General features: G+C 34.1%; 19 protein-coding genes and 1 tRNA gene. 5 read left to right on the top strand and 15 right to left on the bottom strand.

The annotated features are described in order from the left end of the window. Positions 1-16: 16 nt before the first annotated feature. Positions 17-550 carry an ECF transporter S component gene (locus tag DTUR_RS04320; protein ID WP_012583215.1) on the top strand — a complete coding sequence of 178 codons (534 nt, stop codon included), beginning with the start codon at positions 17-19 and terminating at the stop codon, positions 548-550. On the opposite strand, the gene DTUR_RS04315 is transcribed toward DTUR_RS04320, so the two are convergent. Further along, complete coding sequence (locus tag DTUR_RS04315) at positions 519-1,391, bottom strand: DMT family transporter (protein WP_012583214.1); 873 nt, start codon at positions 1,389-1,391, stop codon at positions 519-521. The two genes, DTUR_RS04320 and DTUR_RS04315, sit on opposite strands and share 32 nt — an antisense overlap. A gap of 87 nt (positions 1,392-1,478) precedes the next feature. Here DTUR_RS04315 and DTUR_RS04310 point away from each other — a divergent pair, with 87 nt between their 5' ends. The 3 genes from DTUR_RS04310 to DTUR_RS04300 are packed head-to-tail and all read left to right on the top strand — an operon-like array spanning position 1,479 to position 4,145. After that, positions 1,479-1,952: a bifunctional nuclease family protein gene (locus tag DTUR_RS04310; protein ID WP_012583213.1), complete on the top strand. Its 474-nt coding sequence runs from the start codon at positions 1,479-1,481 to the stop codon at positions 1,950-1,952. Positions 1,953-1,980: 28 nt separating this feature from the next. Next, positions 1,981-3,477, top strand: a complete 1,497-nt coding sequence (purH, locus tag DTUR_RS04305) for a bifunctional phosphoribosylaminoimidazolecarboxamide formyltransferase/IMP cyclohydrolase (RefSeq protein ID WP_012583212.1) — start codon at positions 1,981-1,983, stop codon at positions 3,475-3,477. Then, a complete protein-coding gene (locus tag DTUR_RS04300) occupies positions 3,474-4,145 on the top strand; it encodes an endonuclease III domain-containing protein (protein WP_012583211.1) in 672 nt (223 codons plus the stop codon). Before purH ends, DTUR_RS04300 begins: the two co-directional genes overlap by 4 nt. Here the strand turns inward: DTUR_RS04300 and DTUR_RS04295 are convergent. From DTUR_RS04295 to DTUR_RS04245, 11 genes are all read right to left on the bottom strand, one after another. Then, positions 4,098-5,090, bottom strand: coding sequence for a sigma-E factor regulatory protein RseB domain-containing protein (locus tag DTUR_RS04295; RefSeq protein ID WP_012583210.1), 993 nt, complete (start codon positions 5,088-5,090; stop codon positions 4,098-4,100). The two genes, DTUR_RS04300 and DTUR_RS04295, sit on opposite strands and share 48 nt — an antisense overlap. Positions 5,091-5,092: 2 nt before the next feature. Next, complete coding sequence (locus DTUR_RS04290; protein WP_012583209.1) at positions 5,093-5,533, bottom strand: anti-sigma factor family protein; 441 nt, start codon at positions 5,531-5,533, stop codon at positions 5,093-5,095. Beyond that, positions 5,523-6,194 (bottom strand): RNA polymerase sigma factor, encoded by a 672-nt coding sequence (locus DTUR_RS04285; RefSeq protein ID WP_012583208.1) that lies wholly within the window; start codon positions 6,192-6,194, stop codon positions 5,523-5,525. The genes DTUR_RS04290 and DTUR_RS04285 overlap by 11 nt, the downstream gene beginning before the upstream one ends. A gap of 23 nt (positions 6,195-6,217) precedes the next feature. Next, positions 6,218-6,859, bottom strand: a complete 642-nt coding sequence (locus DTUR_RS04280) for a Spy/CpxP family protein refolding chaperone (RefSeq protein ID WP_012583207.1) — start codon at positions 6,857-6,859, stop codon at positions 6,218-6,220. A 71-nt stretch (positions 6,860-6,930) separates the two neighbouring features. Beyond that, a complete protein-coding gene (glpK, locus tag DTUR_RS04275) occupies positions 6,931-8,421 on the bottom strand; it encodes a glycerol kinase GlpK (protein ID WP_273334319.1) in 1,491 nt (496 codons plus the stop codon). Positions 8,422-8,458: 37 nt separating this feature from the next. Beyond that, positions 8,459-9,037 carry a hypothetical protein gene (locus DTUR_RS04270; RefSeq protein WP_012583205.1) on the bottom strand — a complete coding sequence of 193 codons (579 nt, stop codon included), beginning with the start codon at positions 9,035-9,037 and terminating at the stop codon, positions 8,459-8,461. 12 nt (positions 9,038-9,049) lie between these two features. After that, entirely contained in the window at positions 9,050-10,267 is a 1,218-nt protein-coding gene (locus tag DTUR_RS04265; RefSeq protein ID WP_012583204.1) for an ABC transporter permease, read from the bottom strand. Between the two features lie 9 nt (positions 10,268-10,276). After that, positions 10,277-11,575 carry an efflux RND transporter periplasmic adaptor subunit gene (locus tag DTUR_RS04260; RefSeq protein ID WP_012583203.1) on the bottom strand — a complete coding sequence of 433 codons (1,299 nt, stop codon included), beginning with the start codon at positions 11,573-11,575 and terminating at the stop codon, positions 10,277-10,279. A gap of 15 nt (positions 11,576-11,590) precedes the next feature. Continuing rightward, positions 11,591-12,619 carry a TolC family protein gene (locus DTUR_RS04255; RefSeq protein WP_012583202.1) on the bottom strand — a complete coding sequence of 343 codons (1,029 nt, stop codon included), beginning with the start codon at positions 12,617-12,619 and terminating at the stop codon, positions 11,591-11,593. A 1-nt stretch (position 12,620) separates the two neighbouring features. Next, positions 12,621-13,961 (bottom strand): TolC family protein, encoded by a 1,341-nt coding sequence (locus DTUR_RS04250; protein WP_012583201.1) that lies wholly within the window; start codon positions 13,959-13,961, stop codon positions 12,621-12,623. Then, positions 13,954-14,661 (bottom strand): ABC transporter ATP-binding protein, encoded by a 708-nt coding sequence (locus DTUR_RS04245; RefSeq protein WP_012583200.1) that lies wholly within the window; start codon positions 14,659-14,661, stop codon positions 13,954-13,956. Before DTUR_RS04245 ends, DTUR_RS04250 begins: the two co-directional genes overlap by 8 nt. Positions 14,662-14,804: 143 nt before the next feature. Here DTUR_RS04245 and DTUR_RS04240 point away from each other — a divergent pair. Then, positions 14,805-14,879: transfer RNA gene (locus tag DTUR_RS04240), tRNA-Ala, on the top strand. Between the two features lie 25 nt (positions 14,880-14,904). Here the strand turns inward: DTUR_RS04240 and proB are convergent. The 3 genes from proB to fusA are packed head-to-tail and all read right to left on the bottom strand — an operon-like array spanning position 14,905 to position 18,309. Then, positions 14,905-16,020, bottom strand: coding sequence for a glutamate 5-kinase (gene proB, locus DTUR_RS04235; RefSeq protein WP_012583199.1), 1,116 nt, complete (start codon positions 16,018-16,020; stop codon positions 14,905-14,907). Next, positions 16,013-16,225 (bottom strand): DUF951 domain-containing protein, encoded by a 213-nt coding sequence (locus tag DTUR_RS04230; protein ID WP_012583198.1) that lies wholly within the window; start codon positions 16,223-16,225, stop codon positions 16,013-16,015. Before DTUR_RS04230 ends, proB begins: the two co-directional genes overlap by 8 nt. Then, the gene (gene fusA / locus DTUR_RS04225) at positions 16,222-18,309 is read right to left on the bottom strand and encodes an elongation factor G (protein ID WP_012583197.1); all 2,088 of its coding nucleotides are present in this window, start codon (positions 18,307-18,309) and stop codon (positions 16,222-16,224) included. The genes DTUR_RS04230 and fusA overlap by 4 nt, the downstream gene beginning before the upstream one ends. Positions 18,310-18,381: the final 72 nt, after the last annotated feature.

Below are 18,381 nucleotides of genomic sequence, written 5' to 3'. Positions count from 1 at the left end.
AAAAGGAGGTAAGATCATGGGTACTAAAAAACTTGTATTTGTGTCAATCCTTACTGCATTATCAATCATTCTTTCCATCACTATCTATTTCCCCATTCTTCCCCAAGCCCCATATCTACTCTATGATCCAGGAGATATTCCATTAATACTAATCTCAACCCAAGTAGGAATATCTCACGGTATACTTGCAACCCTAATTGTAGCTATATTAATGGCAGTTCTAACTGGACAAGGAGGTCCCATTGGAGCATTAATGCATTTTTTAGCCTCAGGCACATTAATTGTCGTATCAGGCTATGTCTACACAAAGACTAAGAATTTAATATTAGGTCTTACATTTGGAACCATTAGTATGGCTATAGTTATGGCTGTGGCAAATATCATATTCACCCCTATATATTTAGGGGTACCAAGAAATACTATTTATCCATTAATTTTTCCTGTCATTATTCCCTTTAATTTAATAAAAGCAGGAATAAACTCCATAATAACTTATATATTGTTATCCATATCCCTCATCAGGACTTATTTTGAAAAGATGAAGGGATAGAGATAAATAAAGACATAAGTATCAAAAGAGCTCCTATGATTTGAAGATGAGTCAATTTTTCAGAAAGAAGTATAAAGGCAAATAATGTAGCAAAAACTGGTTCTAAATTGTATATTAAAGCAGATTTAGTAGGAGGTACATACTTTTGACCAATAAGTTGCAGAGTCAGAGTAAAAGCTGTAGCAACAACTCCTAAGTAAACAATAGGCAAAGAATTTTGAAAAATAAAATATAAGGGGAGATTTCTTGGTTCAAAGAACAAAAAAAACAAAAAAGAAAATATGGCAGTAAACAAAATCTCAGAAAAAGCCAGATCAAATACTTCTCTATGTTCCACCACATAAGAAATATACACAATCTGGAGAGCATATAATACAGCACATATAAACACCAAGAAATCTCCCCAATTAATTTTAGAAACCACTGAAAAATCTGTGGTTAAAAAAATAAGCCCTATAAACCCTATAATTACAGCAAGCCATAAATTCCAATAAATTTTGTTCTTAAAAATGAACTTCTCAAAGAAAGGTACTAAGAGAATTGAAATACCAGTAATAAAGGCGGTTTTAGTAGCAGTGGTATATTGCAGTCCAAAGGTTTGAAAAGCAATAGCGCTAAAATTTATCAATCCAAGAATAATACCTGACCGGTTTACAGATATTCTTTGTTTTTTAAGTTTTAAAAATAAAAATAAAAATAAAGCTCCAAAAAGAAACCTAAGGAAAAGAAGAAAAAAGGGTGTGAACACCTTAAGAGCAATCTTTGTAAAAGAAAAAGTACTACCCCAAATAAAAGTTACCAGTATAAGGATAAAGAACCCTTTAATTTCTTTACTTTCCATACAGAATTGAATTATACCACAATAATTTACAAAACAAGATATTTAAGTTAATATAAAAGAAACATCTACCAAAAAGAGGTGAACTTTATGATGGTAGAGGTTTACGTAGCAGGATTAAGTTTAGACCCACAAACAAACCAGTTTGTCGTAATACTCCGTGAAAAGAGCGAAGGCAAAAGATTTCTTCCTATATGGATAGGTCCTTTTGAAGCCAATGCTATCGCAATCGCCCTTGAAAAGATAGATATAGGAAGACCTCTTACTCATGATCTTATGAAAAACATAATTGAAGCATTAGATGCTAAAGTAGAGAAAGTATTTATTCACTCTTTAAAAGAAAACACTTTTTACGCAACTATTTATATAAATATAGATGATAAAACCTTAGAGGTAGACTCAAGACCATCGGACGCCATGGCTCTTGCTTTAAGAACAAATTCTCCCATCTATGTGGATTCAAAACTCATAGAAGAAGCAGGCTTTGTGGAGGAGTATAGTGCTGAAGAAGAATTAACTAAGCTTCTTCAAGATTTAAACCCTGATGAATTTAAAAAACAATAAATAGAGTTATAGGAGGGTCTGTAGAAAAATGAAGTACGCTCTTATCAGCGTTTGGGATAAGACAGACCTTGAAAAACTTTGTAACAAAATAGTAAATCTAGGATATGGTCTTATTGCCACATCCTCTACTGCAAAATATCTTAGGGAATATGGCTTTAAAGTAAAAGAAACCTCAGAAATTACAGGCTTCTCTGAACTTATTGGAGGAAGAGTTAAAACCCTACATCCCAAAATATTTGCAGGAATATTAGCAAGAAGAGATAATCCAAAGGACATAGAGGATCTTGAGAAAGAAAGTATACCTGTTATTAATATAGTAGTATGCAATCTATATCCTTTCCAGCAAGTAATAAAAAAAGAAAATGTAACCTTAGAAGAAGCTCTTGAGAATATAGATATTGGTGGAGTTTCACTTCTTAGAGCTGCAGCTAAAAATTTTCCTCATGTACTTGTAGTTCCATCCCCCAAATATTATGAGGAAGTTATAGATTATTTAGAAAAGGGTGGAGATGATATAGAATTTAGAAGAAAAATGGCTATAAGAGCCTTTTCTTTAACCAGTATTTATGACAATATTATATCAGGCTATCTTGCTCAAAATTTAGAAGAGAATATTGCCCTTTATCTCACTAAAAAATTAGACCTAAGGTATGGGGAAAATCCCCAACAAAAAGCAGGATTTTACATGTTAGATGATGAAGACCCACCTTTTATTCAATACCAGGGAAAAGAGCTTTCATACAATAATTTGTTAGATACTGACTCTGCCTGGAACCTAATAAAAGAATTTAACGAACCTACTGTAGCTATAATAAAACATAATAACCCTTGTGGTGTTGCTTCTGACAATGATACTTTAAGGGCTTTTATTAAAGCCTTTGAAGGGGATCCTGTTTCAGCCTATGGAGGAATCATAGCATGTAATTTTGAAGTGGGAGAGGATTTGGCAAAAGAAGTTATAAAACACTTTTTTGAAGTCATAGTAGCGCCTTCTTACAAAGAAGAAGCCTTAAAGATCTTTTCTCAAAAGAAAAATCTAAGGGTCTTAAGATATAGAGAAGATATATTAGAAAACCCCTTTGAGATAAGATCCCTTAGAAGGGGATTTTTAATCCAGACCTTTAACAGAATCCTCTTTGATAACCATGAGGTTAAGACATCCCATAAGCCCACAGAAAAGGATATAGAAGAATTAATATTTGCACTAAAAGTGGTAAAACATGTTAAATCAAATGCTATCGTAGTAAGTAAAGAGAAGCAAACCTTAGGCATAGGAGCGGGACAAATGAATAGAGTAAATTCAGTAAAAATTGCTTTAGAACAAGCAGGAGAAAAAGCTAAAGGAGCCTACCTTGCATCAGACGCCTTCTTTCCTTTCCCAGATTCTATAGAAATAGCAGCAAAATACGGAATAAAAGCCATAATACAACCTGGAGGTTCTATAAGGGACAACGAGGTCATAGAAGCAGCCGAAAGACACGGAATCATCTTAGTAATGATATCTTCAAGACACTTTAGACATTGAACCTAATTGAAGACATTTTTAAAGTACTTTTTGACAAATATGGACCTCAATACTGGTGGCCTGCAGATACACCTTTTGAGGTAATCATTGGTGCAATTTTGACTCAAGCTACTAACTGGAGAAACGTGGAAAAAGCTATAAGAAATCTCAAAGAGGAAAATTTGCTTGATCCTTTTAAACTTTATTCCCTTAACGAGGAAAAACTCTCTGTATTAATAAAACCAGTAGGTTTCTATAAAATAAAGGCTCAAAGATTAAAGAATTTTATCAATTATTTTGTAAAAGAATACCACGGAGATCTTTTAGCCATGAATAGAAATCCTACCAGAGAATTAAGAGAAGAGTTACTTAAGATAAAAGGTTTAGGAAAAGAAACTGTAGATTCAATTTTACTTTACGTTTTCAACAGGCCTGTCTTTGTGATAGACAATTATACAAAGAGGATTTTTTCATGCTTAGGAATAGGTAGCTTTGACCTACCTTATGAGGATTGGCAAAAAATATTTCACAATTCTCTATTTCCCATATATCAGCTCTTTCAAGAATATCATGCTTTAATTGTAGAACACGGAAAGAGAAGTTGCAAGAAATGTCCAAACCATTGTTTCCTTAGGAGGTATTTATTTAACAACAGGATCTTTTATAAAAGTAGAAATTATTTTACTTAAATAATCCTTTGGAAAATCGCCTATGAGCAAGTAAAAATTATCTCCATCAACCCAAGAAATAGACTTCCACAAAACATTAGAATCATAAAAGACATGAAAATTATCTATATCCGTAGGTTTTCCTGGAAGCTTAAAAGGCATTAATCCCTTAAAAAGAGACGCATCATTTAAGCCGTCAGTATACTTGAAGTAATGAGTAAACTTATCATCTCTCTCCCATATGGTATAATACTTAATAAGGGAATATCCTAAGGAAAGTTCCGAAGGCACACTTGCATTTTCTAATTTCTCTTCCCTTAATTTTGTTTCCTCCATTTTCACATTTTTATCCTTAAGGATATTCGAATCAAATAGATCATTTTGCAATTTAGGATTAAAGCCTATCTCAACAAACATTATTCTTCCAATCAAAACTCCATCACTATTATATTTGTCAATTCTTAAAGGAATATACTTATCTTTATCAATCCAAAGCCTTAAAACAACCTTTTTAGTATATACAGAACTAATAGTCAAAACATAAACCTTTCTTCCAAGATATACCTCTTCTCTCTCTAATTTAGTAGAGAAATTCTTTTTAATAAGATTTAACCTCTTATTTATTTCGTCTTTATTTAAAAAGATAGTACTTGAGGGAGAGATCTTAACCAAATTCTTCTTAGGATCAAAATCATATTGAAACTTTCCATCATCTATGTTGATTCTTCCGAGCATAAAGGGAGGAGAAAGAAAATCTCTCCTGACCATATATTTGCCGTTAGCAATAACCTTTGCCATACTTGTTTTTGGAAAATCAGGATTATCAAACAAGATCGACACTTCTATCCCCTCATAGGAAATCTTGCCACTATTTAAACCATAGTTTTTGATTATTTCCATAGGGTCAATAGCAAATATAGGAATGAAAAATAAGACAACTAATGTGGTGGAGAGAATTTTATTCATTGTTATTCTCTAAATATAACCAATTCAACTAAGTTATTTTCACGGGTAAAAGTAGAATTAATCATTTTTCCATGTAATTCATAATATACATAAGTATTATTTTGTTTGCTCAAAAACTGATTAAAATAGCTTTGAATAACAAAAATCAAACCCAAAAATATGGCAGCAGTACCCAAAACTATAAAAATTTTCCTCCAATTGATATAAGATGTGTTTCTTTCATCTCCAAGGGCTATTTTGGTCCATAACCTTTTAGAGAAATCTTCCGAGGGTATTATCTCAGGAATTTCATGAAGTTCTTTTATTAATTTTTCAAGAGTTAACAACTCCTTCTTACACTCAAGGCAATAAGAAAGATGCTCTTCTATCTCCATCCTTTTTGCGGGAGATACTTCCCCATCTATATATGCGGAAAGAAGTCTTCTTACCTCTTTACAACGCATAACTCCCTACTTCCCTTAACAACTTTTCTTTTAACTCCCTTCTTGCTCTAAAAAGGCGAGATTCTACAGTGCCCACAGGACATTTAAGAATATTTGAGATCTCTTCGTAAGATAGTCCTTCATACTCTCGCAAAATTAAAACCTCTTGGTATTCCTTAGGAAGTTCTCTTATCAATTTTTGTAATTTACTTCTTATATCCTCTCTCTCTACTACCGAAAGAGGATCTTCTTCTTCGCTGGGAATAACTTTTTCAAAGGTGTCTTCTTCATCCTCCTTCATTGGCTCATCTAAGGAATACATTTCTTTATTTTTCCTTTTATAATCATAAGCCACATTCATAGTAATCCTATAGATCCAAGTAGAAAACTTTGCCTCTCCTCTAAATCCCTTGATATTCTTAAAAATTTTAATAAAAACCTCTTGAGCAAGATCCTCTAAATCAGGAATATTCCCCAATTGTAGATAAAGAATGTTCAAGACCTTCTTTTCGTACCTTTTTACTAATATATTAAAGGCCTCTTTATCTCCATTCTTTATCAAAGATATCAAAGACTGATCAGAAAGCTTATTTTTCTCCTCCCAGCCGAGGGGAGACGGCTGGGAGGTATGAGTTGAAAGGGGGTACTTTCCTTTAATTACATTAATTATACTTTTTTCCATATTTTTCCCTTCTTTTCAAAAATTTAGAATACTTTAATCTTTATATTATATCTCCACATTATTCTTGTAAGGATCCTAAATTGATTTTGGTCAAGTACTTGCTTCAACTCATTGAGCATAGCAGTTCTTTTTTCCCTTATCTCATTTCTTAGCTTCTGTATCTTATCTTTAATCTCTCTTTGCTTACTTTGTTCATTAATACCTAAAGCCCTCATCTCTAAATTTTTATTCCTTAATTCTATCCTCAGATTTCTAATATCATCCATATACTTGTTTAATATTTCCGCTACTTTTTGTCTTTGCTCTTCCTTGAGCTTCAGAGCATTAGAAAGATTATTTATAAGATCCTTTTTAAATTCAGCAAAAAGCTTGTTCTCTATATCTTCTAACTGAGTCAAATATTTCTGAAGTTCATCAGAATTTACCTTTCCACTTCTTAAAAGAAGTTGAATCTGAGCTTGGATCCTATCCCTCTCTCTTATCAGATTCCTAAATTCCTGAGAGAACTGCAAACTATTTTGGAGCATTAATCTATCTCTCTCAATCACTCTTATCCTTTCTCTTTGCACCACAGGCGTACTTCTAAATGAAGAAGCATACGAAAAAGCCAACATCATTGTTAGCAGTACTAAAACTACCCCCAATATTTTTACAACCTTTTTCATGTCTACCACCTCCCTTTTTACACCTTCTTACTGCATTTGACGTGCTTTTTCTATTTTTTATTCCAAAAATATCATTCCTTATCCCAACCTCTAGACCTATTCACAGCTTCCTTCCATTTTGATAAATAATATCTTCTTTTTTCCTCAGGCATACAAGGAGTAAATACCTTTTCTTCTTTCCAAATTCTCTTAATTTCATCAAGATCTTTCCATATCCCTACTCCAAGACCTGCGAGAAAAGCTGCTCCAAGAGAGGTAGTTTCAGTAATATAAGGTCTTATAACTTTTAAATTAGAAATATCTGATTGAAACTGCATGAGAAAATTATTTGCTGAAGCACCTCCATCCACTCTTAATTCTTTTATTTTAATACCTGTCTCTTGCTCCATAAGCTCTACTACATCATTAGTTTGATATGCTATGGATTCTAAAGCAGCTCTCACCAGATGTTCCTTCTTTGCCCCTCTGGTAAGTCCAATAATTAAACCTCTTGCAAACATGTCCCAATAAGGTGCTCCAAGCCCTACAAAGGCTGGAACAAAATATACCCCACCGTTATCCTCAACCATCTTAGCTAAGATTTCGCTTTCTGAAGAACTCTTAATAAGTCCAAGATTATCTCTCAGCCACTGAATTACCGCTCCTGCTATAAAAATACTACCCTCCAATGCATAGTTAACTTTTTCTCCAATTCCATAAGCAATAGTAGTTATTAATCCCTTTGAAGAATATTTAATATTTTCACCCGTATTAAGAAGGATAAAACATCCCGTTCCATAGGTGTTTTTCACAACTCCTTCTTCAAAGCCACACTGTCCAAACAAAGCTGCCTGCTGATCACCCGCTATTCCTGTTATGGGAATCTCCACACCATCAAAAATATTACAGACTCCATAAAAATAACTGGAGGGGAAGGTTTTAGGAAGCATGCTTCTTGGAATATTCATTATCTCCAAAAGTTCATCATCCCAATCTAAATTTTTTATGTTGAATAACATAGTCCTGGATGCATTAGTATAGTCTGTAGCATGCACTTTTCCTCCTGTTAAGTTCCATATAAGCCATGTATCCACAGTACCAAAAAGCAATCTTCCTTCTTCAGCCTTTTCTCTTGCCTCGGGTACATTATCAAGAATCCACTTTATCTTAGGACCTGAGAAATACGCATCTATGACAAGTCCAGTTTTTTCTTTAATAACCTCTGAAAGTCCATTTCTTTTTAATTCTTCACAGTAATCTGCAGTTCTTCTACATTGCCAGACTATAGCATTATATATGGGTTGTCCTGTATGTTTGTCCCACACAATAGTAGTTTCCCTTTGGTTTGTAACTCCAATAGTAGAAATTTCTTTAGGTTTTATTTTTGCCTTTTCTATTGCCTCAATCATTACTTCCCTTTGAGAATTCCATATATCCCATGGATTGTGTTCTACCCAGCCAGACTTCGGAAAAATTTGAGGAAATTCCTTTTGAGCCACACTTATAACATTTCCCAATTGGTCAAAAATAATAGCTCTTGAGCTTGTAGTACCTTGATCCAAGGCAAGAATATACATCAACATCAACCTCCCCCTCAAATATTTTTCCATTTTAATTTTCTTATTTTTTCTTTAAGTAATCAATAAGATCGTTAAGTTGTTTCTTATAAATAGATAAATGATAAAAAGGATTTAATGGTTTTCCTTTACTCCAAGCATCCATAAATTTTTGAAATTCTTGTCTTTCTCTTTCACTCATTTGAAAATTCTGTTGATTTCTCAACTGAGGGTTAAATTGAGGCTGTTGCGAGGAAGATTGTTGCTGAGACATTTTTTGTCTCATTTCTTCTATTCTCTTTTGCCTCTCTATCTGTAGTTTATCAAGATAAGTTAATTGTGCATCTGTAAGTGTCCCCTCAATGCGACTAATAAATTTATCAGCCTCTTTTTTAGGTAATTCACTCATTTTCCCAAGCTCTTGAAGAATAGAAATAAGCTTCCTAGCCTGATCTTTTGTTATGGCAACTTTTTTATCCTTATCCAGTTCTCTCAAGTCTCTTATCAATCTTGTCAAATATTGCACCTCTTGAGACATAAAACCTCTTCTTGGAGTTTGGGTCTGAGTTGTTTGAGCATTAACTACAGAGACAAAAAAAAGAATTATAAATACAAGACCTAAAACCGCTTTTATCCTTCTCATCTTTCCACCTCCTCATTCATACCTTAAGGCTTCAATAGGATTCAGTTTTGATGCCCTATAAGCTGGATAATATCCAAAGAATATTCCCACAAGAGCAGAAACTGTAAAAGACAATACCACAGGATACAAAGTTACAACAGCGGAAAGACCTGATAGAGATTTTATAACTTGAGAAAGTACAATTCCAACTAATATTCCAAATATACCCCCAGCAACGGATACAATAACTGACTCCGTCAAAAATTGATATAATATGTACCTTGCTTTTGCTCCAACTGCTTTCCTTATTCCTATCTCTTTTATTCTTTCCGTTACATTAACAAGCATGATATTCATTATCCCAATTCCTCCCACAAGGAGAGATATAGCAGCAATCCCTGCTAAAAACAAAGTTAATGTCTGCATAGACTGGTTTAATGACGAAAGTATAGTGAGCTGATTTTGCACCATAAAATCATCATTATTAGGATCTGTTATTTTATGTCTCTTTCTCAAAATATCCTCTATTTGAGATTGCAAGTCATTCATTACATCGGGACTTATGGCAGAAATGTATATATTATTTAAAGAATTTCCACCTTGGATCTTTCTTTGAAAAGTGGTTAAGGGAATAAATATCATATCATCAAGATTAGCAAAGCCTCCAAGTTGTCCCTGAGGTTCAAGTACTCCTACAACTTTGAAAGTAACACCTGCAATTTTTATGCTCTGTCCAATAGGATCATCATTACCAAATAAAGTTTCTGCTACCGATGCTCCTAAAACCGCTACCTTCTTGCTGGCTTTATACTCCTCTTCAGAGAAAAAAGATCCATTAGCAACCTTTACTTCTCTCACTTTTAAATAATCAGGAGACGTCCCAATTACTTGGGTATTTGTATTTTCAGACTTATATTTCACCTGAACATTTCTGGAACTATAAGGTACTATAGCTACAACCTTATTTGGATCTAATTCTTTCGACAAAGCCTCGTAATCATCATTAGTAATAGAGCTTCTTGGAGCACCTCTTACAAGACCTATCCCTCTTCCGAATCTTGGAAAGACTGTTAATAAATTTGATCCCAAAGAAGTAAATTGCTTCTCAATGGTAGCTTTTGTTCCTTCCCCCAAAGACATAAGAGTGACCACAGCGGCAACTCCGATAATAATTCCTAAGGTAGTGAGAAATGTTCTTAATTTATTTGTAGAAAAACTATGAAGAGCCATTTTTATTATTTCTAAGAACATATCTTTCACCTACCTTAAAGGAACTCCTGGAATCCTTATTTGTAATTGTTGATTCCTACTAGTATTAGAGGATGTACTTGAAGATGGAACAATAACTACATCACCTTCTTTCAGTCCACTTTCCACCACCACATTTGTCCCATCATCTTCTCCGAGGGTTATTCTGACCAACTCCCTTGATCCATTAGGTTTCAATACCTCCACATAACTTCTCCTCTCGGTTTTCTGTACTGCCTTAAGAGGAACAAGAAGAACATTCTTTCTTTCTAAAAGGATAATATCTCCATCGGCACTCATTCCTACTTTTAACCTAAAATCTTTATTAGGAACTCTAACTCTCACTTTAAAGATAGGGATGTTATTGGAAATTGTTGCTGTAGGAGATATTCTAATAACTTTACCCTCAAATTCCTCATCAGGAAAAGCATCTAAGGATATTCTCACAGGAAGCCCCACAAAAACCTTACCTATATCGGTCTCATCCACTTCAAGAGAAAGTTCCACATTTTTAGTATCAAGAAGGGTCATCAACGTGACATTTGAAGATATATTCTGGCCCTTAACTACATTTACATTTGCCACAATACCTGAAAAAGGAGCTCTAATTATAGTATTATCTAAATTTCTCTTAGCATTCGAAAGATCTATTTTCGCTTTTTCTAAAGAAAGTTTGCTTGCCTCCAGATCCCTTTGTAAAGTTTTTAATTGAGTATCATAATTTTCTTTTATTAATTTTAGGTTATTCTCTGCCTGAGTTATAGAGTTTTTAGCTTTTTCAAAATTAAATCTCGCAGTATCTAAATCGCTTTGAGAAGCAAAACCTTTCTTAAACAATTCTTCAGTTCTTTCTAAATTATTTTTTGCATTCTGATACTCTATGTATGCATTATCCCTACTTATTTGAGCATCTTTAAGATTTTTCTCAAGCTGCCTCTTTTGGGTATCATAATTTAATCGTGCTTGCTCATAAGAATTCTCGTAGTTCTTGTAAGTGATCAAAGCTTGTTGATAGGTATTTTGATAATCTGTTGGATCAATTTTTACTAAAATATCTCCTTCCTTAACCCTTGTGCCTTCTTCAACTACGTATATAACTGTTCCTGAAACCTTGCTTGTAATATCAAGACTTCTTTCAGCCTCCAAAGTTCCGCTTCCCGAGACCGTAACAAGCAAATCTCCTCTTCTTACTGTATAAGTATTGAGAATAGAACTATTTTTCTCATTATTCTTAGATCTTCCAAACCCCCACCAAACCCCAATTCCTATTAGAATTACTATTATGAATATAATAATCAGCCTCTTTTTCATAATTTCAACCTCCAATTAATAAAGAGCCTTTCCTACTGCTAAGGATAAGCTATCCAAACTTTTCCAGTAATTATGAAGGGAAGAATAATAATTATTTTCAGCTTTTATGACATTTATTTCAGCATTCATCAGATCAAGTTTAGTCACTAAGCCAGCGTCAAGCTTAAGCTGGATTATTTTGTAATTTTCCTTAGCAAGATCTAAATTTTTCTGTTGAACTTCTATATCCTTTAAACTTGCGTTTAATTGTTCTAACCTTTGAGCAATAGTGATCTTTGTACTATTTAAAGTCTGTTCATAGGACTTCTTTGCGCTTTCAAGAGAATTCATCGCAGAAATTAGTGTAGCTTTAGGTGTATAATCATTGTCACAAAGTTTAACTTGAAGCTCGTAAAGTTCAACATTATTCTTGGCTTGAACTAAAGAAGATAGGTTTTCCTTAGCTATATTAAACAGATCATCAAGATTAAAATTATATACCTTCATCTCTGGCTCTCTTAATACCACTTTTTCTATGGGTGATATTCCAAGAGTTTGCCAAAACTGGCTCCAGTAAATTGTTAGATTATTTTGTGCAGTCTTTAAGGAATTTACTGCAGAAAGATAGTTTAACTCAGCCTGACTTACATCAGTTGCTGTGGCATTCCCTACTTGATACTTGGCTTTTGTAGCATTAAAGGTCTCTTCATAATATGCCAATTGCTTTTCATATAATTTAACCTGAGTTTGTGCCTCCAAGACGTTAAAATATGCATTTCTCACATTTTGAATAACTTGTAATTTTGTATTTTCATATCTAACCTTTTCTAAACTTAAGTTTAACTCTGCCTGTTTTAACGCCAATATTAAAGTTGTAGGATCCTTTTTCTTATTTTCATAATCAACAAAAGCATTATCTAAGTTGATTTTTGCTACCAAAAGATCTCCATTGTTCTTCAACGCAATATCTATAGCCTCTTCAAGAGATAATACTTTTGCTTCTTGAGAAAAAGAGATGGAGAGTAATAGCACAAAAGATACAAAAATTATGAATAGCCTTCTCATCTTAATTTACCTCCCAGTTTCCTAAAAGAATATCTAACTGAATTTTTTGAAGATTAAAATTTAAAATTGCATTTTTAAGATCATACTGAGCCTGCATATAGTCAATCTCATAATTTTTAAGATCAAGATCTGTAATCAAACCAAGGTTATATCTTATTTTCTGAGCCTCTAAATTGGTCTTCTTTTGTTCTAAAAGAAGTTTCTTTTGCTCTATAGTTTCTTGAGCTGTCAAGAGATTATAATAGGTTTTCCAAAAATTGAGTTCCACATCTTTTTTAGTTTTTTCATAATTTATTTGGGCTTGATCTAAAGAGATTTGAGCTTGAGATTTAGTAATGTTTTTACTTCCACCATCTAAAATAGGAGTGCTGAAGGATATTTTAAAGTTCCATATATTTTCAGTACTTTTTTGAGAAGTACTCCAGCTTGGACTTACCGAAGCATTAAGAGCATAATTTTGAGTATCAAAGGACAAAGCATAAGTAATATTCCCCGAACTATAACTTCCACTTATACCAATATTCCAAGACGGGAGATTTGCCTTCTCCAAATTTACTTTCGCCTTCTCAAGATCAAGGGTTGAATTTTTAATAGTTAAATTATTTGAATACAGCCTTGATATTAATTCATCAGCAGAATACGTAATGGGTTCATAATTTACATCAAGTTTTACAGGTACTCTGGGGAGAGTGGTTCCCAACAAATTTTCAAGAGATTTATAACTTAACTCCAAGTTATTTTTTGCAGAATTGTAATTTATCTCTGCAAGCTTTGCTTTCTGCTTATAGTCTAAAAGAGTAATTTCATTTATTACACCGTCTTTAAATTGCTTTTCCGCTACCTCTTCTTGCTTTTTGCTAAGATTATAACTTTCTTCGTAAATTTTTAACTGTTCTTGGGCAAGATATAAATTGTAAAAGCTTTGTATAAATTGGTAGTATAGATTTTGACAGTTAGTTTTAAAATTATTCTTCTCTTGTTCCAAATTTAGCTCAGCTAATTTTATACTTATACCTGCCTGTCCCTTTAGGAAAAGAACTTGGGAAAAACTAAGAGATAGATTCCCTGATTTTGTCTCGCTCATAGAGGTGACATTATTTAAGGTCACACTCGTCTCACCTTGATTATAAGAAAACTGTAAAGAGAGTTGAGGTTTTAAGTTAGAATAGGCAAGATTATATTCTTGTAAAGCGTTATTATATTGCACCTGGTAAATTTTATAAAGAGGAGATTTTATTAACAAAGGTTTAAGGCTTTCAAGAGTTAAATAGTCCTCAGAAAAGCTAAGAGTCACAATAAAAATAAGAATTAGCAGAAGATAAAATACGGTTTTCTTATACATGGCTTATCTCCCTTTTCCTATCCTCAATATCCACTATCTTACCATCTTGCATCCTAATAATTTTCTCAGCATAACTTGCAATATCAGCCTCGTGAGTAACAAGCACTATAGTCAGATTTTCTTCTTTATGTAATCTGCTAATAAGCTCCATTATCTCATGGCTGGATTTAGAATCTAAATTTCCAGTAGGCTCATCAGCAAGAAGAACAACAGGATCCACAATTAAAGCTCTTGCAATAGCTACTCTCTGCTGTTGACCTCCTGAAAGCTGAGTTGGCCTATGATGTAATCGGTCTCCAAGCCCTATTTTCTCAAGTATTAACTTTGCTTTTTCTCTTCGCTCCTTAGGAGGAACACCCCTATATATAAGGGGTAGTTCCACATTCTGAAGAGCATCATAACGGGGAAGAAGATAAAAACTTTGAAATACAAAGCCTATTTTTTTATTTCTTATCTCTGCAAGTTCATCATCAGAAAGTGTTGAGACATCTTTTCCCTCAAAATAGATTTTCCCCGATGTAGGCCTATCAAGACATCCCATAAGATGCATCATAGTAGATTTACCTGATCCAGATGGTCCCATTATGGCTATAAATTCTCCCTTTTCAACTCTTAAAGAAACACCATTTAAGGCTATAGTCTCTACACTGTCCATCTTATAAATTTTAACCACGTTATCCAAAACAAAAACATCTTCCATTTTCCTTCTCACACCCTTTCTTATGAAGATTTCTCTTTAATGAGACGCTTTTTTCAATAATTTTATTTCCTTTTAAAAGTATTTGACAAAAATATTTTTATCACTTATAAACTTAATAGGCATTTGATAAATGGAGATTAAGTGGGGGCGTAGCTCAGCGGGAGAGCGCTTGCTTCGCATGCAAGAGGTCGTGGGTTCAAATCCCATCGCCTCCACCAAAATTGGAAATAAATAGAGGGGACATTAAAGGTCCCCTCTATTGGTTAATACTAAATTATTTCTGTGAATTACTTCCTCGTAAAAATCTTCCCCTAAAATGTTTCTTATTTCCTCGGTATTCTTACCCTTTATCTTATCTAATTCCAAACTATCATAATTTGTTATTCCTCGGGCAATTTCCTCCCCTCTAAGATCAAAAATACTTACCGTATCTCCCCTTGTGAATTCTCCCTCTACCTTTTTAATTCCCACAGGAAGAAGACTTTTTCCCCTTTTTAGGAGCGCATCCTTTGCTCCGTCATCTATGTAAATTCTGCCTTCAGGCTTTGCCATAAAAAGCATCCAATGCTTTCTTTTGTTTAAATGTTTTTCTGATGGATAAAAGAAGGTTCCAACTTTTTCTTTCTTTAAAACAATTCTTTCAAGGATATTTTCCACATCAGCTCTGGCAAGAATCATAGGAATGCCAGCTTCGGTTACTATTTTAGCAGCCTGTACTTTAGTAAACATTCCTCCTGTACCTTTCCCTGGACCAGCTATTTTCTCTATACTCTCGTCAATTTCATATACGTCAGTTATCAGTAATGCATTTGATGAAATATTTGGGTCTTCTGAATATAAACCCTCAACATCAGATAAAATTACAAGAAGATCAGCATTAATAGCACAAGCTACCTTTGCAGAAAGAGTATCGTTGTCACCTATTTTTATTTCCTCGACAGCTACGGTATCATTTTCATTTACGATAGGGATAATTTTTTCTTCTAACAATGTCTCAAAGGTTTGAGAAATGTTTATATACCTCTTTCTATCTCTAAGATCTTCTGCAGTAAGAAGGATTTGAGCAATAGGTTGCTTAAAGATAGAAAAAAGCTGAGAGTAATACTGCATCAATCTTACTTGTCCTACTGCAGAAAGAGCCTGCTTTGCAGGAAGATCTTTCCTTTTAGAGAGCTTTTGTATAATCTCTCTTCCCGAAGCTATAGCACCCGAGGACACAAGAACTAATTCTTTATCTGCCCTTATAAGCTTTACACACTCCTTAACTAAGGACAAAATTTTCTCCCCAGAAGGGCTTCCTCTTCCATCGGTAATACTTGAAGTACCTACTTTTACTACAATTCTTTTCCAATTATTCATACTTTAAAAGCTCCTCTAAGTTTACCTCTCCAACCTTTTTTGCCTTTCTCCTCACCTCTATTCTTGGAAGCATCACAATACGCCCACATTTTTCACATTTAAGCTTTATATCAACTCCTGAGAAAAGTACTATCCACCTGTTTCCTCCACAGGGATGCTTTTTAGGAAGCTCCAAAATGTCTCCTACCTGAATTTTGTCTATCATTCCTCTTCCTCTTCAGCTCTTGGTTTAGCTTTAGCAATTATTTCTTCTTGTATCTTAGCAGGTACTTCTTCATAATGAGAAAATTTCATAGAATAAGACCCTCTGCCTTGGGTTATAGACTTTAAAACTGAAGAGTATCTCAACATTTCAGCAAGAGGAACAAGAGCTTTTATTACCTGTAATTTTCCTAAAGCTTCTATAGAAGTCACCTTTCCTCTTCTACCATTTAAATCACTAATTATATCCCCAGTATATTCGTCAGGAGCAGTAATCTCCACACTCATTATAGGTTCAAGAAGAACAGGCTTTGCTTCCAAGAAACCCTTTTTAAACGCCTTTGAGGCTGCAATCTTAAATGCCATATCAGAAGAATCCACTTCGTGATAAGATCCATCAAAGAGTGTCACCTTAACATCTACAATAGGATACCCAGCAAGAATTCCTTTCTCCATAGTCTCTCTTACACCCTTTTCTACCGCTGGTATATAGTTCTTTGGTACTACACCTCCCACAATTTTATCTACAAATTCAAATCCTGCACCTCTTGGTAAAGGTTCAAGCTCAAGCCATACATGACCATACTGTCCTCTTCCGCCTGTCTGTTTCTTAACCTTACCTTCTGCTTTAGCTGTAGCTCTTATGGTTTCTCTATATGCTACTTGAGGGGTACCAAGGGTAACATTAACTCCAAACTTTCTCTGCATTCTTTCAACTACCACTTCAAGATGAGAATCTCCCAATCCATAGATTAAGGTTTCATTAGTCTCAATGTTTCTTTGCACTCTCAAAGTAGGGTCCTCTTCAAGAATTCTTGCAATTGCAGTGCTCATTCTATCTTCGTCTGCCCTTGTCTTAGGAACCACAGCAACTGCAAAAACTGGCTCAGGAAACTCTACCGGAATAACTTTCACTGAATTATCTCTATCTCCTAAGGTTTCATTTGTAGAAGTTTCCTTTAATTTAGTAATAACTCCAATATCACCTGGACCTATCTCTGTAGCAGGCTCTTGGTTCTTTCCCCTCTGATAAAAGAGCCCTCCTATCTTTTCTTGAACTCCTTTATTCACATTAAATAAGTTAGAATCTGGTCTTAAAACACCAGAAATAACTCTAACATAACTTATCTTACCCACGAAAGGATCAGCAGAGGTCTTAAATACAAAAGCTAAAAGACCATTTTTCTCCCCGATGGACATGGCCCTCTTTTCCCCTGTCTTGGTATCTTCTACAGGTATGGCAGGGCGATCCTTAGGGCTTGGGAAGAAGGATACTACACTATCAAGAAGTTTTGAAACCCCAACATTTTTAAAAGATGATACGGGAAAGATAGGAAAGATTTCTCTATTCTTAAAAGCTTCTTTAAGGGTCTTAGCAATTAGATCCCCAGATATCTCTTCTCCCTCCAAGTACTTTTGTAAAAGTTCCTCATCAAACTCAATAATAGTTTCAATAAGCTGTTGCCTATACTTCTCATAATCAGATCTTAAATCAACAGGAACTTCCGTTACTTCAGGTTCTCCTTTCTCATCTTTATAAATATATGCCTTACCTTCTAATAAATCAATAACACCATTAAAACTACTCTCCTTACCTACAGGAAGGTATATGGGAATAGCTTTACTCCCAAATCTCTCTTGTATAGATTTTACCATCTCAAAGAAGTTTGAATTTTCTCTATCAAGTTTGTTCACAACAAAAGCTACAGGGAGTTTTTCCTCCTCTCCCATACTCCATACTTTTTCTGTTTGCACTTGTATTCCTGAAATTGCATCTATGACAATAAGCATACTATCTACAGCCCTTAGTGCGCTTATAATTTCTCCAATAAAATCTGCATATCCCGGGGTATCTACTAAGTTTATCTTTTTTCCCTTCCACTCTAAGGGTAAGATAGATAGACTTAGAGATATACCTCTTTTTATCTCCTCAGGCTCAAAATCCGATACCGTATTTCCATTTTCCACCTTTCCCATTCTATCAATTACCTTTGCAGTATAAAGAATTGCTTCCGCTAAACTTGTCTTTCCAGCACCCCCGTGCCCAAAAAGTCCTACATTTCTTAAGTTTTCAGTTTCATATTTCATTTCTCTTTCAAAACCCCCTTACCTTTTATATTTTTTAATCGCTTTTAAAATTATATTATAAAAAACCCGAAG

It is taken from the genome of Dictyoglomus turgidum DSM 6724 (genome assembly GCF_000021645.1).
GTDB lineage: Bacteria > Dictyoglomota > Dictyoglomia > Dictyoglomales > Dictyoglomaceae > Dictyoglomus > Dictyoglomus turgidum.
Note: the sequence above shows the minus strand (reverse complement) of the source record. Positions and strands in the feature narration are given on the sequence as shown.

Bases quoted from the DNA above. Each gene is read 5' to 3' on its own strand.
- DTUR_RS04320 (WP_012583215.1), top strand. From the start codon at position 17: ATGGGTACTAAAAAACTTGTATTTGTGTCAATCCTTACTGCATTATCA.
- DTUR_RS04315 (WP_012583214.1), bottom strand. From the start codon at position 1,391: ATGGAAAGTAAAGAAATTAAAGGGTTCTTTATCCTTATACTGGTAACT.
- DTUR_RS04310 (WP_012583213.1), top strand. From the start codon at position 1,479: ATGATGGTAGAGGTTTACGTAGCAGGATTAAGTTTAGACCCACAAACA.
- purH (WP_012583212.1), top strand. From the start codon at position 1,981: ATGAAGTACGCTCTTATCAGCGTTTGGGATAAGACAGACCTTGAAAAA.
- DTUR_RS04295 (WP_012583210.1), bottom strand. From the start codon at position 5,090: ATGAATAAAATTCTCTCCACCACATTAGTTGTCTTATTTTTCATTCCT.
- DTUR_RS04290 (WP_012583209.1), bottom strand. From the start codon at position 5,533: ATGCGTTGTAAAGAGGTAAGAAGACTTCTTTCCGCATATATAGATGGG.
- DTUR_RS04285 (WP_012583208.1), bottom strand. From the start codon at position 6,194: ATGGAAAAAAGTATAATTAATGTAATTAAAGGAAAGTACCCCCTTTCA.
- DTUR_RS04280 (WP_012583207.1), bottom strand. From the start codon at position 6,859: ATGAAAAAGGTTGTAAAAATATTGGGGGTAGTTTTAGTACTGCTAACA.
- glpK (WP_273334319.1), bottom strand. From the start codon at position 8,421: ATGTTGATGTATATTCTTGCCTTGGATCAAGGTACTACAAGCTCAAGA.
- DTUR_RS04270 (WP_012583205.1), bottom strand. From the start codon at position 9,037: ATGAGAAGGATAAAAGCGGTTTTAGGTCTTGTATTTATAATTCTTTTT.
- DTUR_RS04265 (WP_012583204.1), bottom strand. From the start codon at position 10,267: ATGTTCTTAGAAATAATAAAAATGGCTCTTCATAGTTTTTCTACAAAT.
- DTUR_RS04260 (WP_012583203.1), bottom strand. From the start codon at position 11,575: ATGAAAAAGAGGCTGATTATTATATTCATAATAGTAATTCTAATAGGA.
- DTUR_RS04255 (WP_012583202.1), bottom strand. From the start codon at position 12,619: ATGAGAAGGCTATTCATAATTTTTGTATCTTTTGTGCTATTACTCTCC.
- DTUR_RS04250 (WP_012583201.1), bottom strand. From the start codon at position 13,961: ATGTATAAGAAAACCGTATTTTATCTTCTGCTAATTCTTATTTTTATT.
- DTUR_RS04245 (WP_012583200.1), bottom strand. From the start codon at position 14,661: ATGGAAGATGTTTTTGTTTTGGATAACGTGGTTAAAATTTATAAGATG.
- proB (WP_012583199.1), bottom strand. From the start codon at position 16,020: ATGAATAATTGGAAAAGAATTGTAGTAAAAGTAGGTACTTCAAGTATT.
- DTUR_RS04230 (WP_012583198.1), bottom strand. From the start codon at position 16,225: ATGATAGACAAAATTCAGGTAGGAGACATTTTGGAGCTTCCTAAAAAG.
- fusA (WP_012583197.1), bottom strand. From the start codon at position 18,309: ATGAAATATGAAACTGAAAACTTAAGAAATGTAGGACTTTTTGGGCAC.